Source organism: Myxococcus sp. RHSTA-1-4 (assembly GCF_020037125.1).
In the GTDB taxonomy this organism is placed as follows: Bacteria; Myxococcota; Myxococcia; order Myxococcales; family Myxococcaceae; genus Myxococcus.
The window spans coordinates 206,690-231,402 of sequence record NZ_JAIQDG010000001.1; the positions used below are offsets into that span (position 1 = coordinate 206,690).

21 protein-coding genes are annotated in these 24,713 nt (G+C 71.8%); 11 read left to right on the forward strand and 10 right to left on the reverse strand.

The window, feature by feature from the left end; genetic code table 11:
- Positions 1-159 precede the first annotated feature (159 nt).
- The 3 genes from K8638_RS00850 to K8638_RS00860 form a co-directional block, all read right to left on the reverse strand.
- On the reverse strand, positions 160-933 hold the full coding sequence (locus K8638_RS00850; RefSeq protein ID WP_223752441.1) for a hypothetical protein: 774 nt from the start codon (positions 931-933) through the stop codon (positions 160-162).
- Between the two features lie 162 nt (positions 934-1,095).
- Positions 1,096-2,517, reverse strand: a complete 1,422-nt coding sequence (locus tag K8638_RS00855) for a hypothetical protein (RefSeq protein WP_223752442.1) — start codon at positions 2,515-2,517, stop codon at positions 1,096-1,098.
- A 123-nt stretch (positions 2,518-2,640) separates the two neighbouring features.
- Positions 2,641-4,131: a glutamate--cysteine ligase gene (locus K8638_RS00860; protein ID WP_223752443.1), complete on the reverse strand. Its 1,491-nt coding sequence runs from the start codon at positions 4,129-4,131 to the stop codon at positions 2,641-2,643.
- Positions 4,132-4,274: 143 nt separating this feature from the next.
- Between K8638_RS00860 and rlmN the strand changes: the two genes are divergently transcribed.
- Together rlmN and K8638_RS00870 are read left to right on the forward strand one after the other, a co-directional pair.
- Complete coding sequence (gene rlmN, locus K8638_RS00865) at positions 4,275-5,354, forward strand: 23S rRNA (adenine(2503)-C(2))-methyltransferase RlmN (protein WP_223752929.1); 1,080 nt, start codon at positions 4,275-4,277, stop codon at positions 5,352-5,354.
- A 216-nt stretch (positions 5,355-5,570) separates the two neighbouring features.
- The gene (locus K8638_RS00870; RefSeq protein WP_223752444.1) at positions 5,571-5,948 is read left to right on the forward strand and encodes a hypothetical protein; all 378 of its coding nucleotides are present in this window, start codon (positions 5,571-5,573) and stop codon (positions 5,946-5,948) included.
- Here K8638_RS00870 and K8638_RS00875 read toward each other — a convergent pair.
- Both K8638_RS00875 and K8638_RS00880 read right to left on the reverse strand, forming a co-directional pair.
- Positions 5,938-7,563 (reverse strand): adenylate/guanylate cyclase domain-containing protein, encoded by a 1,626-nt coding sequence (locus K8638_RS00875; RefSeq protein WP_223752445.1) that lies wholly within the window; start codon positions 7,561-7,563, stop codon positions 5,938-5,940. The genes K8638_RS00870 and K8638_RS00875 overlap by 11 nt on opposite strands.
- 33 nt (positions 7,564-7,596) lie before the next feature.
- On the reverse strand, positions 7,597-8,451 hold the full coding sequence (locus K8638_RS00880) for a metallophosphoesterase (protein WP_223752446.1): 855 nt from the start codon (positions 8,449-8,451) through the stop codon (positions 7,597-7,599).
- Positions 8,452-9,468: 1,017 nt separating this feature from the next.
- Here K8638_RS00880 and K8638_RS00885 point away from each other — a divergent pair.
- The 6 genes from K8638_RS00885 to K8638_RS00910 all read left to right on the forward strand — a co-directional run bounded on the left by K8638_RS00885 (position 9,469) and on the right by K8638_RS00910 (position 15,000).
- Positions 9,469-10,713, forward strand: coding sequence for a PEGA domain-containing protein (locus tag K8638_RS00885; protein WP_223752447.1), 1,245 nt, complete (start codon positions 9,469-9,471; stop codon positions 10,711-10,713).
- On the forward strand, positions 10,710-11,657 hold the full coding sequence (gluQRS, locus tag K8638_RS00890; protein WP_223752448.1) for a tRNA glutamyl-Q(34) synthetase GluQRS: 948 nt from the start codon (positions 10,710-10,712) through the stop codon (positions 11,655-11,657). Before K8638_RS00885 ends, gluQRS begins: the two co-directional genes overlap by 4 nt.
- Before the next feature lie 149 nt (positions 11,658-11,806).
- Positions 11,807-12,745 carry a hypothetical protein gene (locus tag K8638_RS00895; protein WP_223752449.1) on the forward strand — a complete coding sequence of 313 codons (939 nt, stop codon included), beginning with the start codon at positions 11,807-11,809 and terminating at the stop codon, positions 12,743-12,745.
- Positions 12,746-12,824: 79 nt separating this feature from the next.
- Positions 12,825-13,469 (forward strand): AgmX/PglI C-terminal domain-containing protein, encoded by a 645-nt coding sequence (locus K8638_RS00900; RefSeq protein WP_223752930.1) that lies wholly within the window; start codon positions 12,825-12,827, stop codon positions 13,467-13,469.
- Between the two features lie 41 nt (positions 13,470-13,510).
- Complete coding sequence (locus K8638_RS00905; protein ID WP_223752450.1) at positions 13,511-14,347, forward strand: GNAT family N-acetyltransferase; 837 nt, start codon at positions 13,511-13,513, stop codon at positions 14,345-14,347.
- Between the two features lie 29 nt (positions 14,348-14,376).
- Positions 14,377-15,000 carry a tRNA-(ms[2]io[6]A)-hydroxylase gene (locus K8638_RS00910; RefSeq protein ID WP_223752451.1) on the forward strand — a complete coding sequence of 208 codons (624 nt, stop codon included), beginning with the start codon at positions 14,377-14,379 and terminating at the stop codon, positions 14,998-15,000.
- Positions 15,001-15,007: 7 nt separating this feature from the next.
- Here the strand turns inward: K8638_RS00910 and K8638_RS00915 are convergent, their stop codons facing one another.
- Positions 15,008-16,876 carry an SLC13 family permease gene (locus K8638_RS00915; RefSeq protein ID WP_223752452.1) on the reverse strand — a complete coding sequence of 623 codons (1,869 nt, stop codon included), beginning with the start codon at positions 16,874-16,876 and terminating at the stop codon, positions 15,008-15,010.
- A gap of 253 nt (positions 16,877-17,129) precedes the next feature.
- On the opposite strand from K8638_RS00915, the gene K8638_RS00920 reads away from it, so the two are divergent.
- The 3 genes from K8638_RS00920 (at position 17,130) to K8638_RS00930 (ending at position 21,313) form a co-directional block, all read left to right on the forward strand.
- Positions 17,130-18,923 (forward strand): phosphoenolpyruvate carboxykinase (GTP), encoded by a 1,794-nt coding sequence (locus K8638_RS00920; protein ID WP_223752453.1) that lies wholly within the window; start codon positions 17,130-17,132, stop codon positions 18,921-18,923.
- Between the two features lie 141 nt (positions 18,924-19,064).
- A complete protein-coding gene (locus tag K8638_RS00925) occupies positions 19,065-19,886 on the forward strand; it encodes a tetratricopeptide repeat protein (protein WP_223752454.1) in 822 nt (273 codons plus the stop codon).
- Complete coding sequence (locus K8638_RS00930; protein ID WP_223752455.1) at positions 19,886-21,313, forward strand: ABC transporter substrate-binding protein; 1,428 nt, start codon at positions 19,886-19,888, stop codon at positions 21,311-21,313. Before K8638_RS00925 ends, K8638_RS00930 begins: the two co-directional genes overlap by 1 nt.
- Here K8638_RS00930 and K8638_RS00935 read toward each other — a convergent pair.
- The 4 genes from K8638_RS00935 to bioF all read right to left on the reverse strand — a co-directional run bounded on the left by K8638_RS00935 (position 21,294) and on the right by bioF (position 24,713).
- A complete protein-coding gene (locus tag K8638_RS00935; RefSeq protein ID WP_223752456.1) occupies positions 21,294-22,484 on the reverse strand; it encodes a pyridoxal phosphate-dependent aminotransferase in 1,191 nt (396 codons plus the stop codon). The two genes, K8638_RS00930 and K8638_RS00935, sit on opposite strands and share 20 nt — an antisense overlap.
- On the reverse strand, positions 22,481-22,759 hold the full coding sequence (locus K8638_RS00940; protein ID WP_223752457.1) for a hypothetical protein: 279 nt from the start codon (positions 22,757-22,759) through the stop codon (positions 22,481-22,483). Before K8638_RS00940 ends, K8638_RS00935 begins: the two co-directional genes overlap by 4 nt.
- A gap of 132 nt (positions 22,760-22,891) precedes the next feature.
- Positions 22,892-23,569, reverse strand: coding sequence for a dethiobiotin synthase (gene bioD, locus K8638_RS00945; RefSeq protein ID WP_223752458.1), 678 nt, complete (start codon positions 23,567-23,569; stop codon positions 22,892-22,894).
- A complete protein-coding gene (gene bioF / locus K8638_RS00950) occupies positions 23,562-24,713 on the reverse strand; it encodes an 8-amino-7-oxononanoate synthase (protein ID WP_223752459.1) in 1,152 nt (383 codons plus the stop codon). The genes bioD and bioF overlap by 8 nt, the downstream gene beginning before the upstream one ends.

Genomic DNA, 24,713 nt, shown 5'->3' on the forward strand with positions numbered 1-24,713 from the left:
CCGCGGCGTGAGAGGGCCTCCGTTGCCCCTCTCCTCGGGCGCCCGCGCTCCGCTGCTTCCGCGCTGGCCCGCCTGCGGCCACTTCACTTCACTTCATCCTGCTTGCACTGCCGTACCGCCAGCCCCCGCCGCGACCGGCCTCGCGGCCCGCGCGTCACCTCAGTCCACGCTCACTTCGATGTAGATGACCTTCTCGCCCTCGTTGCGCGCGAAGACGACGGTGCCGTTCTCCGTCCACCGCGGCGAGTGCCCCACACCCAGGCTGTACGCCGACTGCACCTCGAGCGAGCGGCTGAAGTCGATGACGCGCACGTCGCCGTTGGTCAGGCTGGTGGTGCTGTAGACGATGAGGCGGCGCTGGTTGTCCGGCGACCACTGCACCGTGCCGCTCGACGCGGGGTTGGGAACGAGGGACGCGCCCTCCACCTGGACCTGGGCCCCGTTCGTCAACTGATGCAGGCCGGTGCCGTTCTCCCGCACCGCCCAGAGCGACGGCGTCCCCGAGCGCAGCGTGGACTGGAACAGCAGGCTGCGCCCGTCCGGCGTCCAGACCGGCTCGACGTCGTCGTAGCCGCGCGTCAGCTGCTGGACGAGGCCGGACTTCAGGTCGAACACGTGCAGGTCCGCGCGCACCACCGGGTCACCCGCCTTGTACGTGTCCGGCAGCTTCGAGTACGCCACCTGGCGGCCATCCGGAGACATCACCGGAGCGCCGCTGCGCTGCGCGAGCATCCGCGTGCTCCCGTCGCTGGCCACCGCGTACAGCGTCAGGGACGTCGTCTGATACACGATGAGACGGCGCTCGGCGACGAGGGCCTCGTCGGACGACGACGCGTTCAGCTGCCGCGACTCCACCGCGTACGGCTCGGCGGCTCCCTGGGCTTCCGTCCCCCCCGGCTCGCCGCAACCCGCGAGCGCCAGAGAAGAAGCCATCCACATCGCGAGGGTCCTTCGGGTGAGGCGACTACGGACTTCGGTTGGATGCATACGGTCCTCTGGGTGGAAATGTCGTGGGTATTTCACGTCAGATTTCCCGAACAATCCATACAGTCTCGAATGACACCGGCACCTGGCCAACGCACGCCGCACACCGCGTCATTGTGACGCGAAGAGCGATGGCACCCGCGCCGCATCATCCCCAAGGATTTCCGACAGAACCTGGTAAGCAGGAGTAGGGAGCGTGGTGCCCGCGCGTGCACAGCGGGCCGCGTCATCCAAGGTGAGTGCGGGCGTGGAGCAGTAGGACTCGCGCCAGTGCTCCACGAGCCGCTTCGAGAAGAGCGCGCCCATGGCCTCCACCCGCGCATCGGCCCAGGCGTGGGGTGGTGTGAAGCTCACCCGCTTCGGCGTGACGTGGGCGTCATGGAAGGTGACGTCGTGCTCGTAGCCGGACTCGGAGAACTGGTCCTCCAGGACGGCGGTGACGGGGCCGCGCCGCGAGTCCAGCACCCCGGAGGAGGACAGGGCCAGCCGGTGGTCCACCGACAGGCGCAGCGCGCGGTACTCGAAGGTCCTCGCCACGTCGCGGTACTTCGTGACGGGCACGGTATAGGTGCGGGTGTACTTGCGGACCTTCTTGACGGTGCGCGTCTTCTTCTCGCCCTTGCTGTCCGTGTACTCCTCCTCCTCCGTGTAGGGCTCTTCAATCGTCTGCGTGCGTTCCTCGTGGTCCGTGTACGGCACCTTCTCGGTGTACGGCGCGGTGAGCTCCACGTTCTGACTGTCCTTGCGCGTGGAGAAGCGCCCCGCCAGGGAGAAGTCCACCCGGGAGGTGGCGCCGGGAGAGAACCAGGGCGAGGACTCGAAGGCCCGCGTCAGCCTGTCGCGCAGGAGGTCCAGTTGCGCGGGCCCGAAGCCGTCCACGTCGCCGGAGAACCCGGGAGGGCCGAAGAGCTCCGGAGCCGGAGGGGGCTGGGGCGCGTACTCCCGCCAGCGGCCGCAGTAGCGGAAGACCAGCTCCTTCCAGTGCGGGGCATCCTCCGAGGAGACGCCCCTCAGCCGCTGGCAGGTCTCCTTGCCGCTCTGGAGCACCACGCTCTCCATCTCCCGCTGGATGACGGCCATCTCCCGGTGCGCCAGCAGCGGCCGCTTCCGGACGAGGGCGTGCTCCGCCGTCAGTGCCAGCCCCTGCCGGGCCGGGGCGCCGATGAGCTGGCGCAGGTGCTGGTGCGTTCCGCCCATCTCCTCCAGCAGGGAGCTCTCCAGCGCGCCGTTCAACTTGGAGTTCCACTCGGCCCGGTGGTCGAGGAAGCGCAGCAGATGGTCCTCCGCGTTCTCGTCCTTGCCCTCCATGCGGTAGCGCCGGGCGTTGCCCAACAGCTGCTCCAGCGCCTTCCAGCGCAGGTCATCGCGGACGGTGACCAGCTCCTGCTCGTAGGGGCTCTTGCGGACGAGGTCGTCGTAGAGGGCGGCGGCCTCGACGAACTGGCCCTTGCGGGCCAGGTCATCGGCGCGGCCGCGCAGGGTGGTGCAGGCGCTCAACAGCAGCAGGGGCAGCAATCGGAGGAGTCGGACCATGCGTGGCCGGGAGGTCATTCGGGTCGGAGCAGGTGCACAGCCAGCCCGCTGACGCACCCGGCGCGCGGATATTCACCGCGATGCGCAATCCGCCGCAATCCGCTTCGTGACGGAGGACGCGGCCTACTCCACCGGCCAGGTATGGACGGGCTCTCCCGAGTCCGCGTGGCGCAGGTAGCGCTCCAGCATGGCCGCCAGCGCGTCCCACCGGGGCATGTGGGACTCCAGGTGGGCCAGCATCCGCCACTGCCAGCGAGCCCCCGTGCGCCGCAGGGCCACGCGCCGCTCGATGACGGCCAGCAGGGCGTCCGCCTCGGCCGCGTCCACCCCGGCCGCCACCAGTCCCCGCCGCGCCACCGGCAGCAGCCGGGGCACCAGCTCCACCACCGGCACGGGACGGGGGCTGGGCGCCGCGTCCGCGGGCCACAGCAGCTCCGCGTCCAGGCCCTGCCGTGCCGCGCGGATGAAGTTGCCGGAGGCATGGACGAAGGGCAGCGCGGGCAGGAGCGCGTCCACCTGCTCCGCCAGCGCCAGCGTCAGGCCGTACAGGAAGGCGCCGTTGGCCACCATGTCCACCACCGAGGGCCCCGCGGGCAGGGCACGCAGCTCGATGCGCAGGTGGCCGGAGTCCTTGGGGTCGTAGATGGCCCGGTTCCACGTCCATACGGTGCTCTGGTGCAGCCGCAGCTCGTCCAGCCCCGGAAGCCCGCCCGCCTTCACGCACTCCAGCGGCGACTCGCGCCCCAGCACCGGCAGCAGCGGCGGGTGCAGCGCCACCGACTCGGCGAACAGCTCATGGGCGCCCTCGCGCACCCAGCCGTGCCCGAAGGACACGCGCGCGTGCGGCTGGAAGCCCCCCTCGCCCGGCTCGCCCCGGTCATCCACCGCCTGGCGGAAGAGCGCCACCCGCGTCTCGTCCCACAGCCGCCGTCCGAGGAAGAGCGGCGAGTTTCCGGACACCGCCAGCACCGGCGCCGTGGCGAGCTGCGCCGCGTTGTACGTCCGCGCGAAGTCACCGGGTGCGACCCGCAGGTGGTACTGGAGCGACGTGTTGGCCCCCTCCAGCGTCACGTTGTCCCAGCTGAGCGCCAGCGAGTCCTCCGGCCCATGGATGGACACCTGGAAGGGCGAGGCGCGGCGGGCGCGGATGGCGGCCGACAGCGCGCGGTAGCGGGGCAGCCCCGTCAACGCGCCGCTGCCCAGGTCCGCCTCGCGCAGCGTGGGGAGGATGCCGATGACGGCCACCCGCGCGCCCTGCGTGGCCGCCGCGCGCCGCACCTCGCCCAGCGTGTCCTCGAACTCCGCGCGCAGCGCGGTGAAGGGCTGGCCGGCCAGCGGCCCCGGGCGCAGGTTGACCTCCAGGTTGAAGCGGTCCAGCTCCAGCGTCACCCGCGGGTCCATCGTCCGCGCCAGCACCTGCCGGTTCACCGGCAGCGGGAAGCCCGCGGCGTCCACGAGATGCAATTCCAGCTCCGCGCCGATGGTGCACCGGCCCACCCCGAAGCCCGGACGCGCCAGCAGCACGCGCAGCGCCTCCAGGCTCTCCTTCAGCCGCCGGGCGAAGCGCTCGTAGTCCTCCGGATGGAACTCCTCCTGCTGGATGGCCAGACCCATATGGGCTCACGTTGCGCATGGCCGCCTGCCCATGCACCGCGACGAAGGGGCTCGCCGGCCCGCCCGCCCCCCTCTCCCTTCAGGTATGCCGCCCCCGGACGGCAGATGCACGCCCGCCGGGTGTGTTATCTCCGTCCATGGCCATGCCGTCCGACACGCCCACCAACCTGTACGACCTGACGCGCCCCGAGCTGGGCGAGCTGCTCTCCGGCTGGGGATACGGGCCCTACTACCGCGACCTGCTGTGGACCTCGCTGTACCGCGAGCAGGTGCGCTCGCTCGACGAGGTCGAAGGGCTGCGGCCGGACCTCCAGGACACCCTGCGTGAGCGCGCCCGCCTGGGACACCTCGCCACCCACCGCGAGGTCTTCAGTGGTGACGGCCACACCCACAAGCTCCTGCTGCGCCTGGACGACGGGCAGACGATTGAAACGGTCCTCATGCGTTTCAAGGGCCGGGCCACCGTGTGCGTCAGCACCCAGGCCGGCTGCGCCATGGGGTGTGTCTTCTGCGCCACCGGACAGATGGGGCTGTCGCGTCACCTGACGCCCGGCGAAATCGTGGGCCAGGTGCTCCACGTGCAGCGCCTGCTGCGCGAGTCCGGCGAGTCGCTGCGCAACGTCGTCCTCATGGGCATGGGCGAGCCGCTGCACAACTACGAGCACACCATGGCCGCGGTGGACGTCATGGTGGACGCGCTGGGCATGGCGCTGGCGCCGCGCTTCATCACCCTGAGCACCGTGGGCGTGGTGCCCGGCATCCGCCGGCTCGCGGACGAGGAGCGGCCCGTGCTGCTCGCCGTCAGCCTCCACGGCGCCACCGACGCCGAGCGCGCCGCGCTGGTGCCCGCCGGCCGGCGCTGGCCGCTCGACGAGTTGATGGACGCGTGCCGCTACTACAGCGAGAAGCGCAAGCGCCGCATCTTCTTCGAGTGGACGCTCATCTCCGGCCGCAACGACACGGCCGAGCACGCGCACACGCTGGGCGCGCTGCTGCGCGGCATGGACGCGCACGTCAACGTCATTCCCCTCAACCCCACGGTGGGCTACGACGGCGGGCCCAGCCGGCCCGAGTCCGTGCGCGCCTTCCAGGACGTGCTCGCCTCGTACGCGGTGCCCAGCACCGTGCGCCAGCGCCGGGGCATCGACATCGACGCGGGCTGCGGCCAGCTCAAGGCCGCCGTGGAGCGGCCCTCGCGCCGTTCACTTCCCACCAGCCCATGAGTCCGGTGGCGCGGAGCGCGTTGGAAGCCCACGCGCGTGTCACCCGCCTCCGTTAACGTCCGCCGCGGCGCGCGCAAGTGCGGGTCCGGCACCACACCCGCCACGTGTGGGCGTCCTGTCGGCGACGGACGTCCGGGGTGAAAGCGGCGGGCCCCCCTTGCACGCGACATGGACGTGGGCACATTCTTTCCATCGGCTTCCCCGGGGAGGTGGGCGATGCTTTCCATTCAGGAGCACGCGACGCTGGATGAAGCGAGCAGCGACCTGCTCGACTTCATCCTCGAGCCGGCCAACTGGCTTTCGGTGGCACAGACGGACCCGGCCGCATGGCCCGGTCAGAACGCGGTGTACCAGCGCCGCGTGGGCACCCTGCGCATCTGCGCCTCGGTAGACGTGGGCGCCACGCTGGACGTGTTCCTGCACATCGCCTTCCGCGCACCGGGCCTCACGCCGGTGAAGGCGGCGGACCACCTGGAGGGCTTCCTCAAGCAGCGCCTGCCCCTCACGCCCAACTCCGAGTGGCAGGTGGAGGTCGACGAGCGCCGGTGGATCCACTTCTCCCGGCGCTACGCGGCCCCGCACCTCAAGGCTTGAGCGGCATCAACTGGTAGTGGCGCAGCGGCTGCGCCACGTTCTTCACGGGCGTCTCCGTCAGCGGTCCGAAGCGCAGGCCCTGGAAGAAAGGCTCGCGTGAGCCGCTCAGCACCTCGCGCACGCTCTCCATCACCAGCGTCTCCCGGAAGCCCGCCAGCGACTGCAGGCGCGCCGTCTGGTTCATGCCGCTGGAGAAGGCCGTGTACTGCCGGTTCGGCCCGAAGAGGCCGCAGTTGGCGTTGGCCAGGTTGACACCCACGGCCACACCCAGCCCGGGCAGCTTCACCCGCTGGCACAGCGCGGCCACCTCCTCGCGCGCGCCGAGCGACGCGGTGAAGGCCTGGATGTCGCACGCCGCGCGCACCGCGGCCTGCGCGCGCTCCAGCCGGGTGGACTTGAAGAAGGGCGGGCCGAAGAGGCCGATGACGCAGTCGCCCACCATCTTGTCGAACACGCCGCCGTGCTCCCAGATGCAGCCCACGGCGCGCTGGCTCCACTCGTCCACGAAGCGGCCGATGTTGCGCGGGCTGTCGAAGCCCTGCTCGCAGATGCGGGTGAAGCCGTTGATGTCCGCGAAGAGGATGCCCACCTCCTGGTCCTGCGCGCGCAGATGCTGGGCGTAGTTCGGGTCCTGCAGGAGCGCGTCGATGGCGGCGTTGGGGAAGAACTGCGACAGGTGGATGCGCTCGCGGTTGTAGTCCAGCAGGCGCTGGCTGAGCGTGGAGGCCAGCACCCGGATGAGGTCCATGGCGTAGGCGGAGAAGCCCTCGTCGCTCCAGATGACGATTTTGCCCAGCGGCTCGCTGGTGGCCGCGCCGGAGATGAGCACCGCCTCGGTGGTGCGGCCGCCGAAGAGCTGCCTCAAGGAGGACTCCTCGCCCGCCAGCAGCCGGGGGCCGTGCTGGCGGATGGCCTTCTCCAGCAGCGGGCTGGGCTGCTCCCCGCTCTCGAACTCCAGATGTCCGTTGCGGTACGTGCGGTAGTGCAGCAGGTGGGGCTGCACCGCGTCGCGGTACAGGAGGAGGAAGCCCGGCAGCCGCACGCGCTGCGACAGCGTCAGCACCGCCTGGTCCATGCCCGCCTCGAAGACGGGGTTGGCCAGGTGCGCGTTGCACTGGAGGATGAGCTGGTGCTTCTCCGACGCGGTGTGGACGAGGCACAGCACCGTGTCGAGCTGCTCGGCGATGGTGTCCAGCACGCGCAAGAGCCGCGCGGAGGCCTCGGGCGAGGTGTGGTCTCCCGCGAAGAGCATGCCGAAGGTGCCCACGCGCGTGCCGGCCACGTCCAGCGGCTGGGTGACGAGCGTGTCCTCCCCCAGGCGCCGCGCGCCGGAGAGGCCCTCCAGGAGCGAGCCGGGGAAGCAGTCTCCCCAGTCACCCTCGCTCCACGTCCGCTCCACCAGCTCCTCGTCCCGGGTGGTGACGGCCATGGCCCGCGCGCCGGCCAGCTTGAGGACGGGCGGGAAGCAGCGCCGGAAGGACTGGCTGAGGTTCTCCCGCTCGCGGAGGCTCTCCTCGAGGAGGTCGTCCACGGCGCGCTGGAGCGTGCGGAGCGCCTTGTACTCCTCCAGGGTGATTTCGGCGGGCGACGGGTGTGGGTGCGGCGCGGTCGGCATGGCGGCGTTTCTACCGCCGCCGGGCCGGTGCTGTCACAGGGCGGGTGTGTGCGGCCGGCCACCCACCACCTGCCCCCCGGCCACTTCGATGAGCCAGTAGCCCTCGTGGCCGGCCTCGGTGGAGGAGCCGGCGCCGAAGAGGTGGGGGCGGTCGGCGGTGGCCGGGTGGTGGTAGCGCTCGTGGATGTGGCCGTGGAGGACGGCGAAGCGCGGGCCGGGGAGCAGGCGCAGCAGGGCGTCCGCGTCCCGGAGTCCGTGATTCCACCGGTCCGCGCGACCCTTGCGGGTGCGGGGCGCGTGGTGGACGGTGACGAGCACCGCGCGGCCGTCCAGGCGGGGGTCCTTCAGCATGGCCGCCAGGCCTTCGAGCTGGGCCTCGCCGATGACGCCGTAGGGGAAGGCGGGCAGCGGGGCCCTCCGGGTGGACAGCAGGCCCACCACGGCGGCCTCGTCTCCAACGAGCCGGACGAAGGGATACGCGCCCTCCCGGCGGTACTCGGGCATGTCGCTCTGGAGCAGTTGGCCGAAGTGGCGCGCGAAGCGGTCCCTGCGAATGCTGCCAGGGGTGAAGACGTCATGGTTGCCGGGGACGATGGTGCAGCGGCTCGGGTCCTCCGCCAGCGGGCCCAGCGCCCGCCGGGCGCCCGCGAACTCGCCGTCGAGGGCGTAGGCGGTGAGGTCGCCGGAGAGGACGACATGGTCCACCCCGTGCGTCTCCGCCTCGTGGGCGATGGTGGAGAGGACCTGGGGCGCGCGGGCGTACCGCTTCGCACGGCCGCCCGCGGTCAGCTCGACCAGGGCAAACCAGCGCCGCCAGCCGAGCCGAAGCAGGGAGAGCGCACGATAGTCCTCGGTGATGTGGACGTCGGAGCAGTGGAGGATGTGCATCGAGATGTTCCGGCTGGGCAACGGCCGGCCAGGGGCCGACATTCTCCCAGATGCCGGACGGGGGGAAGCGATTCGTCAGGGGCCCGCTACATCACTCCCGGCATCGGGCATCGGGAATGAAGCAGGGATGCCCGCGTCCCCCGGGACGGGTGCTGAAAGCACTCCACGGACTCGCAGGCTCGCCGTGCTCCCGTCACGCGCATGGAACCTGAGCTCCGCCTCGATGCACGTCACCTCCGGTCCGTTGAGCCCTTTCGATGAGCCGCCTGTCCAGGAGGAGGTTGCCTTCCTCGGAGGTCACCAGCAGCCGGCCGTGGAGTGTTTGTCCGTCGAAGCGGACATCCTGAAACTCCATCCGAGCCCTCGCGGAAGGGGCGGCACCTCCATCCAGGCGCTCAGACGCGCCCGCTCCTTCCGCCGCGTTGTCAGTGACGTCTCGCCGAGGCCGAGACGCCCCCGCACAGGCCATCAGCAACATGAGCGTGGCCGCAGTGATGACAGACGGGTTCATTCGCATGGGAGGTATCCATCGTCCCCGGGTACGCCGAGTCCCTGGTGGTGACGCCACCCGCAGGAATGCGCGAGTTCATGAACCATGGCCCTGGCGCGGCAAACTCGCGATGCCGGCTGTTCACACCAGTTGCTCTCCTTGGAGGGAGGGTCGCAGGAAACCGGCCTGTCAGAGAAGCGGACGACATACCCCAACGGAACGATTCCCTCTGCCTCAGCCGCCTCCCTTCACTTCCTCTGGCTCTCCTCGCTACCGCAGTTGACCTTGACTCCAGCGCACTGCATCTCCACGCACGTCCGGAGGCACACGTCGGAAATCCCCCCCGCGGCGGCCTGGCACTCCTCCACCGTGGGCAACTCGCGAGTGCGGAATGAGCCCACGCATCGAGGGAGAGGCGATGGAGACACGAATGCGTGCATAGCACCCCCTCCTGAAGGCAGGTAGGCGGGCGTAGCACCGCCACATTCCACCAGGGTCCATGGCCTCGGTTATTGTCCTCCTCGACGATGAATCGAATCGCGCTCCTGCTCGCCCTCCTCCTCGCCGCCCTTCCCGCCGCCGCGCAATCCGCCGCGCCCCGGAAGGCACATGCGCGCGCGGTGAAGGTCGCGGTGCTCCCCTTCCAGGCCGTCTCCGCCGGCGTGCCCGCGCGCGCCGGGCTCCGCGCCACCGCGCGCCTCGTCTCGGAGGTCCACGTCACGGAGGGCCTCGCCCTCGCCGAGCCTCCGCCCCCTTCCGCGGAGACGCCTCCACCCGAGCCCCTCGCCGCCGCGCGCGAGGCGGTGAAGGAGGCCACCGCCGCCCGGGAGTCCCGCGACTTCGCCCGTGCGGACGCCGCGCTGACCCGCGCCCTGGAGGCGTACGCCGCCGGGGCCGCGCAACTCCAGGACGCCTCCGAGCTGGCGGACGCGTACGCCCTGCGCGCCGCCGTGCGCTACGCCACCGGCCGTGATGAAGAGGCCGCCGCCAGCCTCACCCACGCGCTCGCCGTCGCTCCCGGGCGCGCCGTCCCGCTGGCCTCCACGTCTCCCCTCTTCGCGAAGACGGTGGAGCGCGTGCGCGCCTCCCAGCAGGCCCAACCTCGCGGCGGCGTGCGCTTCGAGTCCGTCCCGCCGGGCCTCGCGGTGACACTGGACGGCCAGCCCGTGGGCACCGCACCCGTGCGCGTCACGGAGGTGCCTCCCGGCGCGCACCTGTGGCGCGCGGTGCTGCCCTCGGGCGACGCGGTGGGAGGCGTGGTGGAGGTGACCCCAGACCAGCAGGCCGTGGTGAAGGTGCGCCCCGCCGGCACCGGCCCCGACGCGGCGCTCGCCCTGGCCCTCTCCGGCAACCGGCTGGACACCGCCGCGCTCGATGCCGCGTCGGCGCTGGGACGCGCGGCGGGCGCGGACCTCGTGGTGCTCGGCACCGTGTCGCGTGCGGGCGCGGGGCTCGCCCTCGACGCCTTCGTCCTCGCGCCAGGAGACAGGTCCCCGCGCCGCCTGCCGCGCCTGTCCGTGGACGCGGACCTGCTGGAGGCCGGCGCGCCGCTGCGCGGGTGGGCCGCCGCCCTGGCCTCGCGTGGCGTGGAGGCCGGCGTCACCGAGGCGCTCCCCGCCGAGCCCGCCGCGGACGTGGCCTTCGCCTCCCTGCCCGCGCAGGTGGTGTATCCGGCGAGCGCAGAGCGCGCCCCGGCCGGAGAGAAGCCCGCCGCGCCGGCTCCGGACCGCAAGCCCCTGGCCCCCAACCGCAAGCCGCTGGTCCGCCCGTGAGCCCCTTCCGTGGACGCTTCGCGCCCAGCCCCACCGGGCGCATGCACCTGGGCAACATCCGCAGCGCGCTGCTCGGGTGGCTCCAGGCCCGCGCCGCGGGAGGCGCCTTCCTGCTGCGCATCGAGGACCTGGACCGCGCGCGCTGCAAGCCGCAGTACGTCGACGACCTGATGCGCGACCTGGAGTGGCTGGGCCTCACCTGGGACGAGCAGCCCCTCTTCCAGAGCCAGCGCGACGACGTCTACCGCGACGCGCTCGCGAGGCTGGAGCGCGAGGGGCTCGTCTACCCGTGCTTCTGCACGCGCGCGGAGATTGCCCGCGCGGCCAGCGCCCCCCACGGCCTCTCCGAGGAAGGCCCCCGCTACCCCGGCACCTGCGCGCACCTCACCGCCGCCCAGGTGGCCGAGCGCGCCCGCACCCGCGCGCCCGCGTACCGCTTCCGCGCGCGCCCGGGCGAGGTGCGCTTCGTGGACGAGCTGCTGGGCCCCTACTCCCAGGACGTGGAGGCCGTGGTCGGCGACTTCGTCGTGCGCCGCAATGACGGCGTGGCCAGCTACCAGCTCGCGGTGGTGGTGGATGACGCCGCCAGCGGCATCACCCACGTGCTTCGCGGTGACGACCTGCTGTCCTCCACGCCCCGGCAGCTCCAGCTCTACGCCGCGCTCGGCCTGACCGCCCCGGCCTTCCTCCATGTCCCGCTGGTGCTCGGGGAGGACGGCAAGCGGCTGGCCAAACGCGAGGGCGCCTTCGCCCTGGCGGAGCTGCGCGAGCGGGGCCTTCCTCCCGAGCGGGTGCTGGGTCTGCTCGCCGCCTGGAGCGGGCTGGGTGACGGCGGCCCCGTGACGCTGGATGCGCTGGTGCGCAGCTTCCGCGTGGAGTCGCTGCCTCGCGCCCCCGTGGTGGCCCGCGAGTCGGTGCTCGTCGAAGCCCTCGGCTTGCGCTGAAGCCCTCGCTGTCCCGCCTTCCCCTCCGTCTTTCCGAGGAGGCGGCCGGACAGGTGGGAATCGTGTGCCCGTGGACACATGCCCATCTTTGCCTCGGACTTGAGCGCCCCCGCATTCAGGGCGCTCCCTGAATCGCGAGAGGCAACACCATGGCCGAAATCGTGGAGAAAGAAAGACCCGGCGTCGTCCCAGCTGTCGCGGGAGTTCCCTTCAGGCTGAGCTGGAGCGCCATCCTCGGGGGCACCTTCGTCGCGCTCGGCGTGTGGATACTCCTCTACTCGCTCGGCCTCGCGCTCGGGCTGTCCGCCATGGACCCGGCGGACCCGGGCAGCGCGCGCTCGGCGGGCATCGGCACCGGCATCTGGAGCCTCGTCGCTCCCCTCATCGCCCTCTTCGTCGGTGGCTTCGTGGCCGCGCGCACCGCGGGGGTGCTGGACAAGGGGGGCGGCGCACTGCACGGCGCGGTGCTGTGGGGCCTGACGACGCTGCTGGGCACCATCCTCATGGGCATGGCCCTCACCTCGCTGATTGGCACGGTGTTCCGCACCACCGGCGCCGTGGTGGGTGCCGCCGGCCAGGCCGTGGTGGGCGCCGCGTCCCAGGGTGGAGAGGCCGCGCAGGCGTTCGGGTTGGATGCCGACGACGCGCTCGCCCCCATCAACCAGCGGCTGAGCCAGGAGGGCAAGCCAGCCATCACCGCGGACCAGTTCCAGGCGGCCACCCGCGACGTCATCAACACCGCCATCCGCACCGGCAAGCTCGACCGGAACCTGCTCGTCACGTCCATCGCGGAGAACACGAACCTCTCCCGCCAGGACGCGGACGAGGTCGCCACCCGCGTCGAGCAGCAGTTCAACCAGAGACGGGCCCAGCTGGGTGAGCAGGCCGGCCAGCTTGGCCAGCAGGTCCAGCAGGGCGCGCTCAAGGCCGCGGACACCACCGGCCGCGTCTTCTGGGGCATCTTCGGCGCCCTGCTGCTCGGCCTCGTCTCCGCGGTGCTCGGCGCCACGCTGGGCGTCAGCCGCCGCCAGCGCGTCTACGCGGAAGGCGCCGTGACACCCGGCCCCCGCCGCGAGGTGTACCCATAAGGCCGCGGCGCAGCCTCCCCCACTCCGGACGACGATGGTCCGCCACGCCGCCGTCCGGAGGTCTAGGCTCCAGGTGACGATGCCGAGCCGCGCCACCATCCGCTGGATTCTCATCCCCGGGCTGAGCCTGGGCGTCCTCGTGCTGAGCGCCGCCCTCTCCTTCTGGCTCACGCGGCCCGGAGACGTCGCCTCTCCTCCCCGGGACATCCCCGAGGCCCCCGGCCCGGCCCCGGAGCCCCTCCCGGGCACGCCGCCCTCCTCCCTCTCCCCGCCCACCGTCGGACAGCCCCCGGTGGTGCCGCCCCCCGCCTTCCCCTCGCCCCGGAGCCAGGTCCCGGTGCCGCCCGCCTCGGAGCCCGCCGGGGCGCGGCGGGTGGTGGAGGCCGAGCCCGTCATCGAGTCCACCACCGGCCGCATCGACCCCGAGGACGTCCGCGTCGCCATCCGGGCGGTGACTCCGCTGGTGCAGCAATGTTTCGAGGACGCGGCACAGCGAAACCGGGGTCCCCAGACAGTGCGGCTGCGCTTCACCGTGGAGCCGGGGGGCGAGGGGGGCCGGATGAGCGCGGGGGAGCTGCTGGAGAGCACCATCCCGGACCCGATGGTCCAGGCGTGTGTGCTGGATTCGCTGCTGGACGCCCGGTTTCCGGCCCCGCCGGGTGGGGGAAAAGCGACGGTCGTCTACCCCTTCCAGTTTCGCGTACTGGGGGAGGCTGGCCGGTAGGGCCGGGTTTTGCGTAAGGTGCCTGCTGCCCCCCATCGTTCATGCCCGTCACCGTCGAACAGCTTGGTTCCCAGGACGCGGAAGCGCTGCGGGCGCTGCTTTCGAAGGACCCCATCCACAACCTCTACCTGCTGGGGTTGCTGGAGGAGTTCGGAGTCGCGCCACGCGGGCGGGTGTCCTTCGCCTTCTACGGGCGCTTCGACAACAAGGTGCTCACCGCCGCCGTCTTCGTGGGCGGTGACGGCGGGCTGGTGGTGCCCAGCGCCAGCGACGCCACCGCCACCAGCGTCATCGCCGACGCGCTGGCGTCCTCCCTGAAGCTGCGCGGCACGGTGGGAGACAAGGCCGCGGTGGACGCGCTGGTGCGCAGCCTGTGCCCGGGCAAGCCGCGCCTGTCGCGCACGCAGCGGCTGTTCAGCGTGTCCGCGGACGACCTGGGCCCCTTCACCAACCCGCTGCTGCGGCTGGCGCGCGAGGAGGACCTTCCCCGGCTGCTTCCGCTCGCCCAGGGCTACGTGCGCGAGGCCATGGAGAGAGACCCGCTGGCGGAGGACCCCCGGGGCTACGAGGCCCGCGTCATCCAGCGCGTGCGCCAGCGCCGCACCTATGTCCTGGAGGAGGCCGGCGGGCTGGTCTTCAAGGTGGATATCGGCAGCCGCTCCCAGTACGGCGCGGAGCTGGAGGGCATGTACACCCTGCCCGCCGAGCGGAAGAAGGGCCACGCCACGCTGTGCCTGGGGCAGATTTCCCGGCACCTGTTGTCCTCGCTGCCGCGCCTGACGATGCGAATCGACGAGCGGGACGAGAGCACCGCCCGCATGGCGCGCAAGGTCGGCTACCTGGCGGGCCGCACCCAGCGGCTCGTCCTGGTCGAGTAGCCGCGCCTGCCCTACAGTCCCGGGCGTCCATGAGCCGTCCCACGCCTTCCCGCCGTCCCCTCTCTGGAGAGGGGCCCGTCATCCTCCACGCCGCCACCGACCCCCGCTGGCTGCCGCTGGCCCTCGAGCGTTTCGACGAGGTGCTGGTGGACCACGCCCACTGCGAGAAGAAGGCCGCGGCCAACGCGCTGTCGCTGCTCCAGGTGTACCCGGACCTGCCGGGGCTGCCGTCGCAGATGGCGCGGCTGGCGCGCGAGGAGAGCGCCCATCTGGCCAAGGTGCTGGAGTTGATGGAGGCGCGCGGCCTCACCCTGACGAAGGACTCGGGCGACCCGTACGCGCAGGCCCTGCAGAAGCTGGTGCGCAACTCGGCCGCCGAGCGCCGCATCGACCGGCTGCTGGTGGCCGCCATCATCGAGGCCCGCTCGTGCGAGCGCCTGTCGCTGCTCGCCGAGGGACTCACGGACCCGGCGCTGGCCCGCTTCTACGGAGAGCTGGCCCAGTCCGAGGACGGGCACCAGTCCCTCTTCTTCCGGCTGGCCGTCACCGCGGCCGGGGGCAACGAGGCCACCGTGCGCGAGCGGCTGGAGTGGATGCTCGAGCGCGAGGCCCGCATCATCACCGACATCGGCCTGCGCGCCGCCGTCCACTGAGGGCGCGTCAGGGCCCCGCCGCTCCCACCGGGGCGACGGTGCTCACGGGGGTTCCCCGCGCGGGAGCCTCGGGGCCCTTCGACTGGAAGGGCCATACCCAGGGCACGGCCACCACCAGCGCGGCCACGAGCATCGCGGTGAGCGGCGTGCCCAGGCGGAAGAAGTCCGTGAAGCGGTAGTGTCCGGGGCCGTAGACGAGCACGCAGCTCGGCTCCAGCGGGGTGATGAACGAGCAGCTCGCCGCCAGCGTCACGCCCATGGCGAAGGCCCGGGGGTCCACGCCAAGCTGCTGCGCCGCGTTCAGCGCCACCGGCAGCACCACCAGCGCCGCCGCCTGGTTGCTCATGGGCGCGGACAGCATGATGGTCAGCACCATCAGCAGCGCCAGCACCATGCGCGGGCCGCCGTACGCCCCCAGCCCCGCCACCGCGTTGCCGATGAACCTCCCCGCGCCGCTCTCCTCCATGGCCAGGCCCAGCGCCATCATGGAGCCGATGAGCAGCACCACCCGCCAGTCCACCCGGAAGGCGATGCGCGCGTCCACGCACCCGGTGGCAATCATCGCCAGCATGCCGGTGAGCCCCGCCACCGCCAGCGGCACCAGCTCCAGCGTCCCCGCCCCCAGCGCGCCCAGGAAGAGCACCACCGCCAGCAGCGCCTTGCCGTAGCGCGGCGGCTGGTACTCGCGGCCGCCCAGCACCACCAGGTTGGTGCCCCTCGCCAGCTCCGGCACCTTCTCGCGGGGGCCGCGCAGCAGGAGCACGTCGCCCACCGACAGCGGCAAGAGCGACAGCGAGCGCTCCCCGAAGATGCGCCCCAGCAGCTGCAGCTTGGTGACGCGCTGAATCGCCGGCGCGCGGTGCAGCGCCAGCGCCACCAGGCCGTAGCGCTCCAGGAAGAGCGTCTCCTTCAGGCTGCGCCCCACCAGCGTGCTGCCCTGGGGCACGCTGGCCTCAATCAGGATGGTGTCCCTGTCGCTCAGCTCGACGTCCGACAGCTTCACGTCCGGGCGGATTTCGATGCCCCTCAGGTCCTTCACCCGCAGGATGTCCTCGCGGTTGCCCTCGATGATGAGGCGCTCGTCCCCATGAAGCCTGTACGTGGGCACGGCCGGCAGCGTCTGCCCGTCGCGGATGATGCCGATGACGCGCAGGCCCAGCCCTTCCGTGATGTCCGCCAGCTCCTTGCCCACGTAGCGCGAGTCCGGCGGCAGCATCGCCTCGGTGATGTAGTCGCGCAGCGTCCAGTCCTCCATGGCCCCCTGCCCCTCGCGCGCGGGCAGCAGCAGGGGCGCCAGCAGCACCACCACCAGGATGCCGATGACGGCCAGCGGGAAGCCCACCGGCGCCAGCTCCGCCACTCCGATGCCGGGCATCTCCATGCGCTGCAGCGCCGCGGACACCACCAGGTTGGTGGACGTGCCGTAGAGGAAGATGGTCCCCCCCAGCATCGACGCGTACGCCAGCGGCAGCAGCACCTTGCTCTTGGGCACCTTCGCCCGTTGCGCCGCGCCGATGGCCACCGGCAGGAAGGCCGCCGTCGTCACCGTGTTGGAGATGATGGACGAGAAGGCCGCCACCGCCACCATCATCGCCAGGACGAATGTCTGGTGGCCGAAGCGCGCGAAGAACGCCAGCCGCTGCCCCACGAGCTGCACCACGCCCGTGGAGGCGAGCCCCTGCGTCATCGCCAGCAACGTGAAGATGAAGATGACGGTGTCATTGCTGAACCCCTCGAAGGCCTGCGAGGGCGTGAGCACTCCCGTCAGTGCCAGCAGGCACACCACCACCAGCGAGCTGACCTCGATGGGGATGGTGTCGATGGAGAACAGCACCAGCGCGACGACAACGATGCCGAGGACAATGGCGATGGTCATGGAACCCGCCACCAACCTGTGTGCTCCCACCCGATGCGGTGAGTCCCCTGGCGCACTGCGCCGTCCACTACTGGATGCCCGGTCGCTGATAAGTGGAATTAGGAGAGCCCCGCTCGGAAGGCCGGTTGACTGACGGACGCCAGTTGCATTCCCGGCCTCCATCCAGAAGGTTTGTCGTCTCCCCCGCTGGTAGGTTGCTGCCCCTTGGGGGCGGACGCGGGAATCCCTATTTCGAGACGACGAGGATACTTCGATGGCTTCGACGCAAGTGGCGGCGGTGGGCGAGAAGGCCCCCACCAAGAACCCCACGCTGCTGGCCTGGGTGGCGAAGATGGCCCAGATGACGCAGCCGGATAACATCGTCTGGTGCGACGGCTCCGAGGAGGAGAAGAAGCGCCTGACGGACCAGGCGGTGAAGGAGGGCATCCTCATCCCGCTGAACCAGCAGAAGCGGCCCGGCTGCTACCTGCACCGTTCGAACCCCAACGACGTGGCGCGCGTCGAGCACCTCACGTTCATCTGCACGCCCAACAAGACGGACGCCGGCCCCACCAACAACTGGATGGACCCGGAAGAGGCGTACACCAAGGTCGGCCAGCTCTTCGACGGCTGCATGAAGGGCCGCACCCTGTACGTGGTGCCCTACGCCATGGGCCCCATCGGCAGCCCCTTCACCAAGATCGGCATCGAGCTGACCGACAGCATCTACGTCGTGCTGAACATGCGGATCATGGCCCGCATGGGCAAGCAGGCGCTGGACATGCTGGGCGACAGCGACGACTTCAACCGCGGCCTGCACAGCACCGGCGACGTCAACCCGGACCGCCGCTACATCTGCCACTTCCCCCAGGACAACACCATCTGGAGCTTCGGCTCGGGATATGGCGGCAACGTGCTGCTCGGGAAGAAATGCCTCGCGCTGCGCATCGGCAGCTACCTGGGCCGCGAGGAGGGCTGGCTGGCCGAGCACATGCTCATCCTCGGCGTCACCAACCCCAAGGGTGAGACGACCTACGTCGCCGCCGCCTTCCCGTCCGCGTGCGGCAAGACGAACTTCGCGATGATGATTCCTCCGGCCGAGTACAAGGGCTGGAAGGTCGAGACGGTCGGCGACGACATCGCCTGGATGCGCCCCGGTCCGGATGGCCGCCTGTACGCCATCAACCCGGAGGCCGGCTACTTCGGCGTAGTGCCGGGCACCAACTACAAGACCAACCCCAACGCGATGGAGACCATCGCGAAGGACACCCTCTTCACCAACGTGGCGATGACGCCGGATGGTGACGTGTGGTGGGAGGGCAAGGACGGCGAGGTGCCGGACGAGCTCACCGACTGGCAGGGCCGGCCCTGGAAGAAGGGCAGCGCGGAGAAGGCGGCGCACCCCAACAGCCGCTTCACCGCGCCCATGACGAACAACCCGGCGCTGAGCCCCAAGGCCAACGACCCGATGGGCGTGCCCATCTCCGCCCTCATCTTCGGCGGCCGCCGCTCCAACACCGTCCCGCTGGTCATCCAGGCCTTCAACTGGACCCACGGCGTGTTCCTCGGCGCCACCATGGGCAGCGAGACGACGGCCGCCGCCACCGGCAAGGTGGGCGTGGTGCGCCGCGACCCCATGGCCATGCTGCCCTTCTGCGGCTACCACATGGGCGACTACCTCCAGCACTGGCTGAACATGCAGAAGTCCATCCCCCAGCTGCCGAAGATCTTCCAGGTCAACTGGTTCCGCCAGGACAAGAACGGCAAGTTCGTCTGGCCGGGCTACGGCGACAACATGCGCGTCCTGGAGTGGATCGTGAACCGCGTCCACGGCCGCGTCCCCACCCAGGAGACGCTGCTGGGCTGGGTGCCGCGCGCCGACGAGGGCCTCAACCTCAAGGGCCTGGACATCTCCCCCGAGGCGGTGGCCGAGGCCACCTCCATCAAGGAGGACGAGTGGAAGGCCGAGCTCAAGAGCCAGGAGGTCTTCTTCGAGCAGCTCGGCACCAAGGCCCCCGAGGCCCTGATGCTCCAGCGCAAGCTCCTCATCTCGCGCCTGGAGCACTGAGCCTCCCCCTGGCGACCTGAAGCCCTCTGGGGCCGCCTCCCTCCCGGTAGACCGGGTGTGGGGCGGCCCCGGTGCTTTTTCACGGGAAGTGAAGCACCCGGCTTCGCGGGGCGGGCGGCTCCGGGCTAGGCTTGGGGCACCATGAGATTGGCTTTTGTGTTGTCGGCGGCCCTCGCGCTGGCGCCGCCGGTGGCGCTCGCCCAGCGCGGCGCCAGGAATCCGACGGCCCTCATCCGCGAGGGAGAGCGGCTGTACCAGGCCGGGAAGTACCGCGAGGCGGCGGAGGCGCTGAAGAAGGCGCAGGAGATGTCGCCCAACCCGAAGCTCATCTACAACATCGCCGTCGCCCTGGAGAACGCGGGCGAGCTGCGCGAGGCCCTCTCCTGGTACCAGCAGTACGTCGGCAACACGGAGGGGACGGACGCCACGCTGCTCAAGCGCAGCGCGCGCGGCATCGACCGCATCCAGGTGCTCCTCAAGAAGGAGGAGCAGCAGCAGGCCGCGGCGGAGGCCGAGCGCCAGAAGCTCCAGGGCGAGGCGGAGGCGGCGCGGCGCAAGGCGGAGGAGGAGCAGCTGGCGGCGCGGCGCGCCGAGGAGGAGAACCAGCGCCGGCAGCAGGCCGAGTACGCGCGCGCGCTGAAGTCCTACCAGCGCCAGCGCATCGCCGCCTTCGCCGTGGGCGGCGTGGCGGTGGCCGGCGTGGGCGCGGGCGTGCTCTTCGGGATGCAGGCGCGCGACTCGCGCGAGCAGTTCGACGCCGCCACCCGCGTGGAGGACAAGCAGGCCCGCGCGGACGACACGAAGAGCAAGGCGCTGCTGGCGGACATCGGCTTCGGCGTGGGCCTGGCCGGGGCGATTACCGCCATCATCCTCTACCCGAAGGAAGGGCCGCCCGTGGCGGGTGAGGTGCGGGTGACGCTGGCGCCCCGGGGCGCGGGCGCCGGAATGGAGGTCAGCTTCTGATGCGCGCGCTGGGACTGATGACGTGTGGCGCCCTGCTGCTGTCGGGCTGCAGCTTCACCACGGCGAGCGGGCTCACCGAGTGCGAGACGAGCGCGGACTGCGCCTCCGCGCAGGTGTGCACCGCCGGCTTCTGCCTGCCCCAGCCGGAGGGCTGTGGCGACGTGTTCGGCCCCACCTCGGCGGCCAACCCCATTGCCCTGGGCGCGGCGCTGCCGCTGACCACCACCGAGGGCCCGGACGAGTCGGAGGCCCAGGCGCTCAACGCCATCAAGCTGGCAATTGAAGAGGTCAACCAGCGCGAGGGCATCAACGGCCGGCCCTTCGTCCTCTATATCTGCGACACGCGCGCGGACAAGGACCGGGCCCGGGTGCAGGCCGAGTGGCTGGTGAAGGAGAAGGAGGTGCCCGTCGTCTTCACCTCCGGCAGCGGCCAGACGATTGCCGCCTCCAGCGCCACCATCGCCGCGGGCGCGCTGCTGATGACGCACACCGCGACGAGCGCGGACATCGCCACGCTTCAGGACACGCCCCAGGGCGCCACGGCGGGCCTGGTGTGGCGCACCGCGCCCTCGGACACGCTGCAGGGCCGCGTCATCGGCGACCTGCTCCGGGGACGCATCACCGTGGCGGAGACGACACAGCCCTTCGCCGGCGTGGACCACGTGGCCATCGCCTACGTGGACGACCCGTACGGGCAGGGCCTGTCCGCCGCGGTGGCCCGGCGGCTGGATACCCAGCAGGTGGACACCGGTAAGTACAACCGCAACGGGGACGTCACCCCGGCGGTGACGCTCATCAGCGGCTCCCCGGCCGACATCACGGTGATGGCCGGCTTCTCCGAGGACAACGCGAAGATTGTCAGCCAGCTCGCGGCCCAGGGGCGCACGGGGCTGAAGTGGTTCTTCACGGACGCGAGCAAGGACCGGGGCTTCTTCACCCTGCTGGGCACCTCCAGGAGCCAGGTGGAGGGCGCCTACGGCACCGCCCCGGCCCAGGCCCGTCCCGGGGACGACGTCTACCGGCAGTTCGACCTGCGCTTCCGGGCCGCGTACAACAACACCAGCCCGGGCCAGTTCTCCTACACGGCGCACGCCTATGACGCCATGTACCTGGTGGCGCTGGGCACCGCCTACGCGGCGGGCGCGGACGCCGCCAGGCCGCAGCCCATCACCGGCGCCCGCATCGCCGAGGGACTGGCGCGCATGACTCCGGCGGCGGGAGTCTCCGCGCCGGCCTTCGCCCTGGGCTTCGGGGACTTCATCGAGGCGCGCAACGCCATGCGCAACGGGACGGTCATCGACGTGAAGGGCGCCAGCGGCGAGCTGGACTTCGACGCCACGGGCGAGGCTCCGTCCGAGTACGAGCTGTGGAAGGTGGAGAACGGCGCCTTCAAGACGGTGCAGCTCGTCAACCCGCCGGCGGACTGAGCGGGCCCTCCTCCAGCACCCGCGCCAGCACCTCCACGGCGGCGGCGAACACCTCGGGCTCCGGCAGGAGCGACAGCACGAGGAAGGCGCCGCCGCCGAAGTCGTAGAAGAAGCCCGGCTGCGCCAGCACACCCGCGTCCAGCAGGGCCAGGCACGTGGCCTCCTCGCCGGGCTCCCGTGGAATCCGCAGCACCGCGCTCCACCCGCCGCGCGCGGGCACCACGTCCCACGTTGCCCCCTCCGGGCGCGCGGCCAGGAGGCGCTGGCGGTTGCCCCTCACGCGCTCCAGCACCGCCGCCTGGAAGCGGGGCGCGTGGGCCAGCAGCGCCGGCAGGGCGAGTTGCACGGGCGTGCCCACCGGCAGGTACGTGTCCGCCACCCACTCCAGCCGGGCCAGCGCCTCGTCACGGAGGGAGGCCGGGCCACCCACGTGCGTCCAGGCCAGCTTGAGGCCGGGCAGGCCGGCGACTTTCGACAGGCCGGACAGCGTGAAGGTGAGCGAGGGCAGCGCGCGCCCGGCCACGGTGGCGACGCGGTCCGGCTCGGCGTCCCAGGCGAAGTCGCTGAACACCTCGTCGGAGATGAGCGCGAGCCCGTGGCGCGCGCACGCGTCCGCCAGCGCGGCCAGCTCGCCCTCGTGCAGGTACTGGCCGGTGGGGTTGCCGGGGTTGACCACCAGCACCGCGCGGGTGCGGGCGTCGCGCGCGGCCTCCACCTCGCCCACGTCCAGGCCGAAGCCGTGCGCGAGCGGCAGGCGGTAGGGCCGGGCCTCCACGCCCTCCAGGCGCGCGAGGTGCTCGAAGAGGGGATAGCCCGGCACGGGGACGAGGACGTTGTCCCCCGGCTCGCACAGCAGCTTGAAGAGCCAGCCGTAGGCCTCGCTGGTGCTGGCCGTCAGGACCAGGTGCTCGGGGGAGACGGCCGCGCCGCGCCGCGCGTGGTGGGCGGCGAGGGCGTGGCGGGCGGAGGTGAGACCGAGCGGCTCCGGGGCGTAGCCACAGGCACCGGGAGGGGCGAGGAGGGCCGCGTCCGGCGCGGGCAACCCCACTCGGGTGGGGTTGGACTCGGTGAGGTCCAGCAGGGGGAGCCCGCGGGCGCGGTGCCGGGCGAGCGCCTCGGCCAGCGGATTCGGAGTGCGGGGGAAGTCGGTGCGCGCGGAGAAGCCGCTCACAGGCCCGTCTGCAACATGGCGCTGGCCACGCGGCGGATGAGCTCCCGGCGCAGCTCCTTGCGGCAGTGCTCGATGGCCTTCTCGTGCGGCCGGGGCAGCTCCGGGTTCCGGGCGCGCAGGGCGGTCCGGAGGACCAGCTCGACCTTGGAGGGCTCGATGTGGAAGAGCCGGGGACCTTCCTTCTGCAGGAAGTAGGAGAGTCCCCTCTGGTCGAGGAGCTTGTTGAAGAAGCGTCGGACGTCCGCGTGGAACGTGAGGTCGATGATGTCCGCCATTCGAAAGGCGTTCTCGCGCGGAAAAAACGGCCCGTCCATTTCACGGCCGAGTGACACGAAAACTTGCGCGGCCTGTAGCACCGCCGCGGCGGCGGAAACGCGCCGGAGGCCGATTTTCCGGCCTCCGCGCGCTCACGGCAGCAGCGGCTTCAGGGCCCGGCGGAAGGCGGCGCGGCGGCGCCGCGCATCAGGGATGTACGGCACCGGGCCGAGCACCGGCACGCGGTGGCGCTCCTCCAGGAGCTGGCGGTTGTCGGCCTCGGAAGAATCCTTGCCAGCAGTGCCGCGGGACAGCAGCACGGCACGCACGGGGATGCGGCGCGAGGCGAGCGCCTCGAGCGACAGGGCGGTGTGGTTGAGGGTGCCGAGGCCCGAGCGAGCCACCAGCAGCACCGGCAAGCGCAGGGCGGCGACGAGGTCGATGACGTCGTGCCACGAGTCCAGGGGCACGAAGAGGCCGCCCGCGCCCTCCACCACCACGGGCCCGTGGCGCAGCTTCTCCCAGGCGGCCAGGGTGACGTCCCAGTCCGGCTCCCGGCCCAGGCGGCGCGCGGCCACGCCCGGGGCCAGGGGCGCCTTGAAGCGGTGGGGACAGAGGGCGTCCACGGGCAGCGTGCTGCCCGCCGCCTCGCGCATCGCCAGCGTGTCCGCCGGGGCGCTCAGGAAGGCGCAACCGCTCTCGTAGGGCTTGAAGCCCTGGGGCTTCAGCCCCGCGTCCGCCAGCAGCGACAGCAGCGCGCTGGAGGCCTCCGTCTTCCCCACCCCGGTGTCCGTACCGGTGACGAAAATCTGGAACGGCCTGCTAGCCATGATGGACTCCGGCCCGGCGAAGCGCGTCCAGCGCCAGGTCCACGTGGCCCACGGTGTGGGCGGCGGAGAGGCAGAAGCGCAGGCGGCTGGTGCCCTCGGGCACGGTGGGCGGGCGGATGGCCTTCACCAGCACGCCCGCCTCGCGCAGGCGCCGCGCGGCATCCAGGGCCCGCTCGGGCTCGCCGAGGATGATGGGGAAGATTGCGCCGCGGGCCTCCACGCGCAGGCCGGCGGCGAAGCGGCGGATGTTGCGCCACAGCCGCTCGCGCAACTCCGGGTCGCCCTCCACGCGGTCCACGGCGGCCTCGGCGGCGGCGCACAGCGCGGCGGGCAGCGCGGTGGAGAAGACGAAGGGCCGCGCGCGCGACACCAGCAGGTCCGCCACCCCGCGCGAGGTGGCCACGTACGCGCCCATGCCCCCCAGCGCCTTGCTCAGCGTGCCCATGCGCAGGTCCACCCGGCCCTCCAGGCCCAGCTCCTCGCACAGGCCCGCGCCGCGGGCGCCCAGCACGCCGGTGGCGTGGGCCTCGTCCACCATCAGCGCGGCGCCGTGCGCCTCGCAGGCCTCCACGATTTCGCGCAGCGGGGCCACGTCCCCATCCATGGAGAAGACGGTGTCCGTCACCACCAGCTTGCGCCGCGCGGGCGTGTCCGCCAGGGCGCGCGAAAGCGCCTCCACGTCCGCGTGCGGGTAGACGACGACGCGGGCGCGGGACAGGCGGCAGCCGTCCACGAGGGAGGCATGGTTGAGGGCGTCGGAGAAGACGGCGTCCCCGGGCCCCACCAGCGCGGGGAGGATGCCGGTGTTGGCGGCATAGCCGCTGTTGAAGAGGAGGACGGCCTCGGCGCGCTCGAAGGCGGCCAGCCGCGCCTCCAGCCGGTGGTGCGCGGTGGTGTCGCCCACCACGAGCCGGCTGGCGCCGGTGCCCATGCCGTACCGCTCCAGCGCGGCGGCGGCGGCCGCGCGCACCGACGGCGACGCGGCCAGCCCCAGGTAGTCGTTGGAGGCGAAGTTGACGAGCGTCTCCCCGCCCACCTGGACCACCGGCCCCTGGGGCGAGTCGAGCGGCTCCAGGTACCGCCGCAGGCCGCGCGTGGAGAGGGCGTCCAGGTCCTCCCGCGCCCAGGCCGAGACAACACTCAC

Bases quoted from the DNA above. Each gene is read 5' to 3' on its own strand.
- K8638_RS00850 (WP_223752441.1), bottom strand. From the start codon at position 933: ATGGCTTCTTCTCTGGCGCTCGCGGGTTGCGGCGAGCCGGGGGGGACG.
- K8638_RS00855 (WP_223752442.1), bottom strand. From the start codon at position 2,517: ATGGTCCGACTCCTCCGATTGCTGCCCCTGCTGCTGTTGAGCGCCTGC.
- K8638_RS00860 (WP_223752443.1), bottom strand. From the start codon at position 4,131: ATGGGTCTGGCCATCCAGCAGGAGGAGTTCCATCCGGAGGACTACGAG.
- rlmN (WP_223752929.1), top strand. From the start codon at position 4,275: ATGCCGTCCGACACGCCCACCAACCTGTACGACCTGACGCGCCCCGAG.
- K8638_RS00870 (WP_223752444.1), top strand. From the start codon at position 5,571: ATGCTTTCCATTCAGGAGCACGCGACGCTGGATGAAGCGAGCAGCGAC.
- K8638_RS00875 (WP_223752445.1), bottom strand. From the start codon at position 7,563: ATGCCGACCGCGCCGCACCCACACCCGTCGCCCGCCGAAATCACCCTG.
- K8638_RS00880 (WP_223752446.1), bottom strand. From the start codon at position 8,451: ATGCACATCCTCCACTGCTCCGACGTCCACATCACCGAGGACTATCGT.
- K8638_RS00885 (WP_223752447.1), top strand. From the start codon at position 9,469: ATGAATCGAATCGCGCTCCTGCTCGCCCTCCTCCTCGCCGCCCTTCCC.
- K8638_RS00895 (WP_223752449.1), top strand. From the start codon at position 11,807: ATGGCCGAAATCGTGGAGAAAGAAAGACCCGGCGTCGTCCCAGCTGTC.
- K8638_RS00900 (WP_223752930.1), top strand. From the start codon at position 12,825: ATGCCGAGCCGCGCCACCATCCGCTGGATTCTCATCCCCGGGCTGAGC.
- K8638_RS00905 (WP_223752450.1), top strand. From the start codon at position 13,511: ATGCCCGTCACCGTCGAACAGCTTGGTTCCCAGGACGCGGAAGCGCTG.
- K8638_RS00910 (WP_223752451.1), top strand. From the start codon at position 14,377: ATGAGCCGTCCCACGCCTTCCCGCCGTCCCCTCTCTGGAGAGGGGCCC.
- K8638_RS00915 (WP_223752452.1), bottom strand. From the start codon at position 16,876: ATGACCATCGCCATTGTCCTCGGCATCGTTGTCGTCGCGCTGGTGCTG.
- K8638_RS00920 (WP_223752453.1), top strand. From the start codon at position 17,130: ATGGCTTCGACGCAAGTGGCGGCGGTGGGCGAGAAGGCCCCCACCAAG.
- K8638_RS00925 (WP_223752454.1), top strand. From the start codon at position 19,065: ATGAGATTGGCTTTTGTGTTGTCGGCGGCCCTCGCGCTGGCGCCGCCG.
- K8638_RS00930 (WP_223752455.1), top strand. From the start codon at position 19,886: ATGCGCGCGCTGGGACTGATGACGTGTGGCGCCCTGCTGCTGTCGGGC.
- K8638_RS00940 (WP_223752457.1), bottom strand. From the start codon at position 22,759: ATGGCGGACATCATCGACCTCACGTTCCACGCGGACGTCCGACGCTTC.
- bioD (WP_223752458.1), bottom strand. From the start codon at position 23,569: ATGGCTAGCAGGCCGTTCCAGATTTTCGTCACCGGTACGGACACCGGG.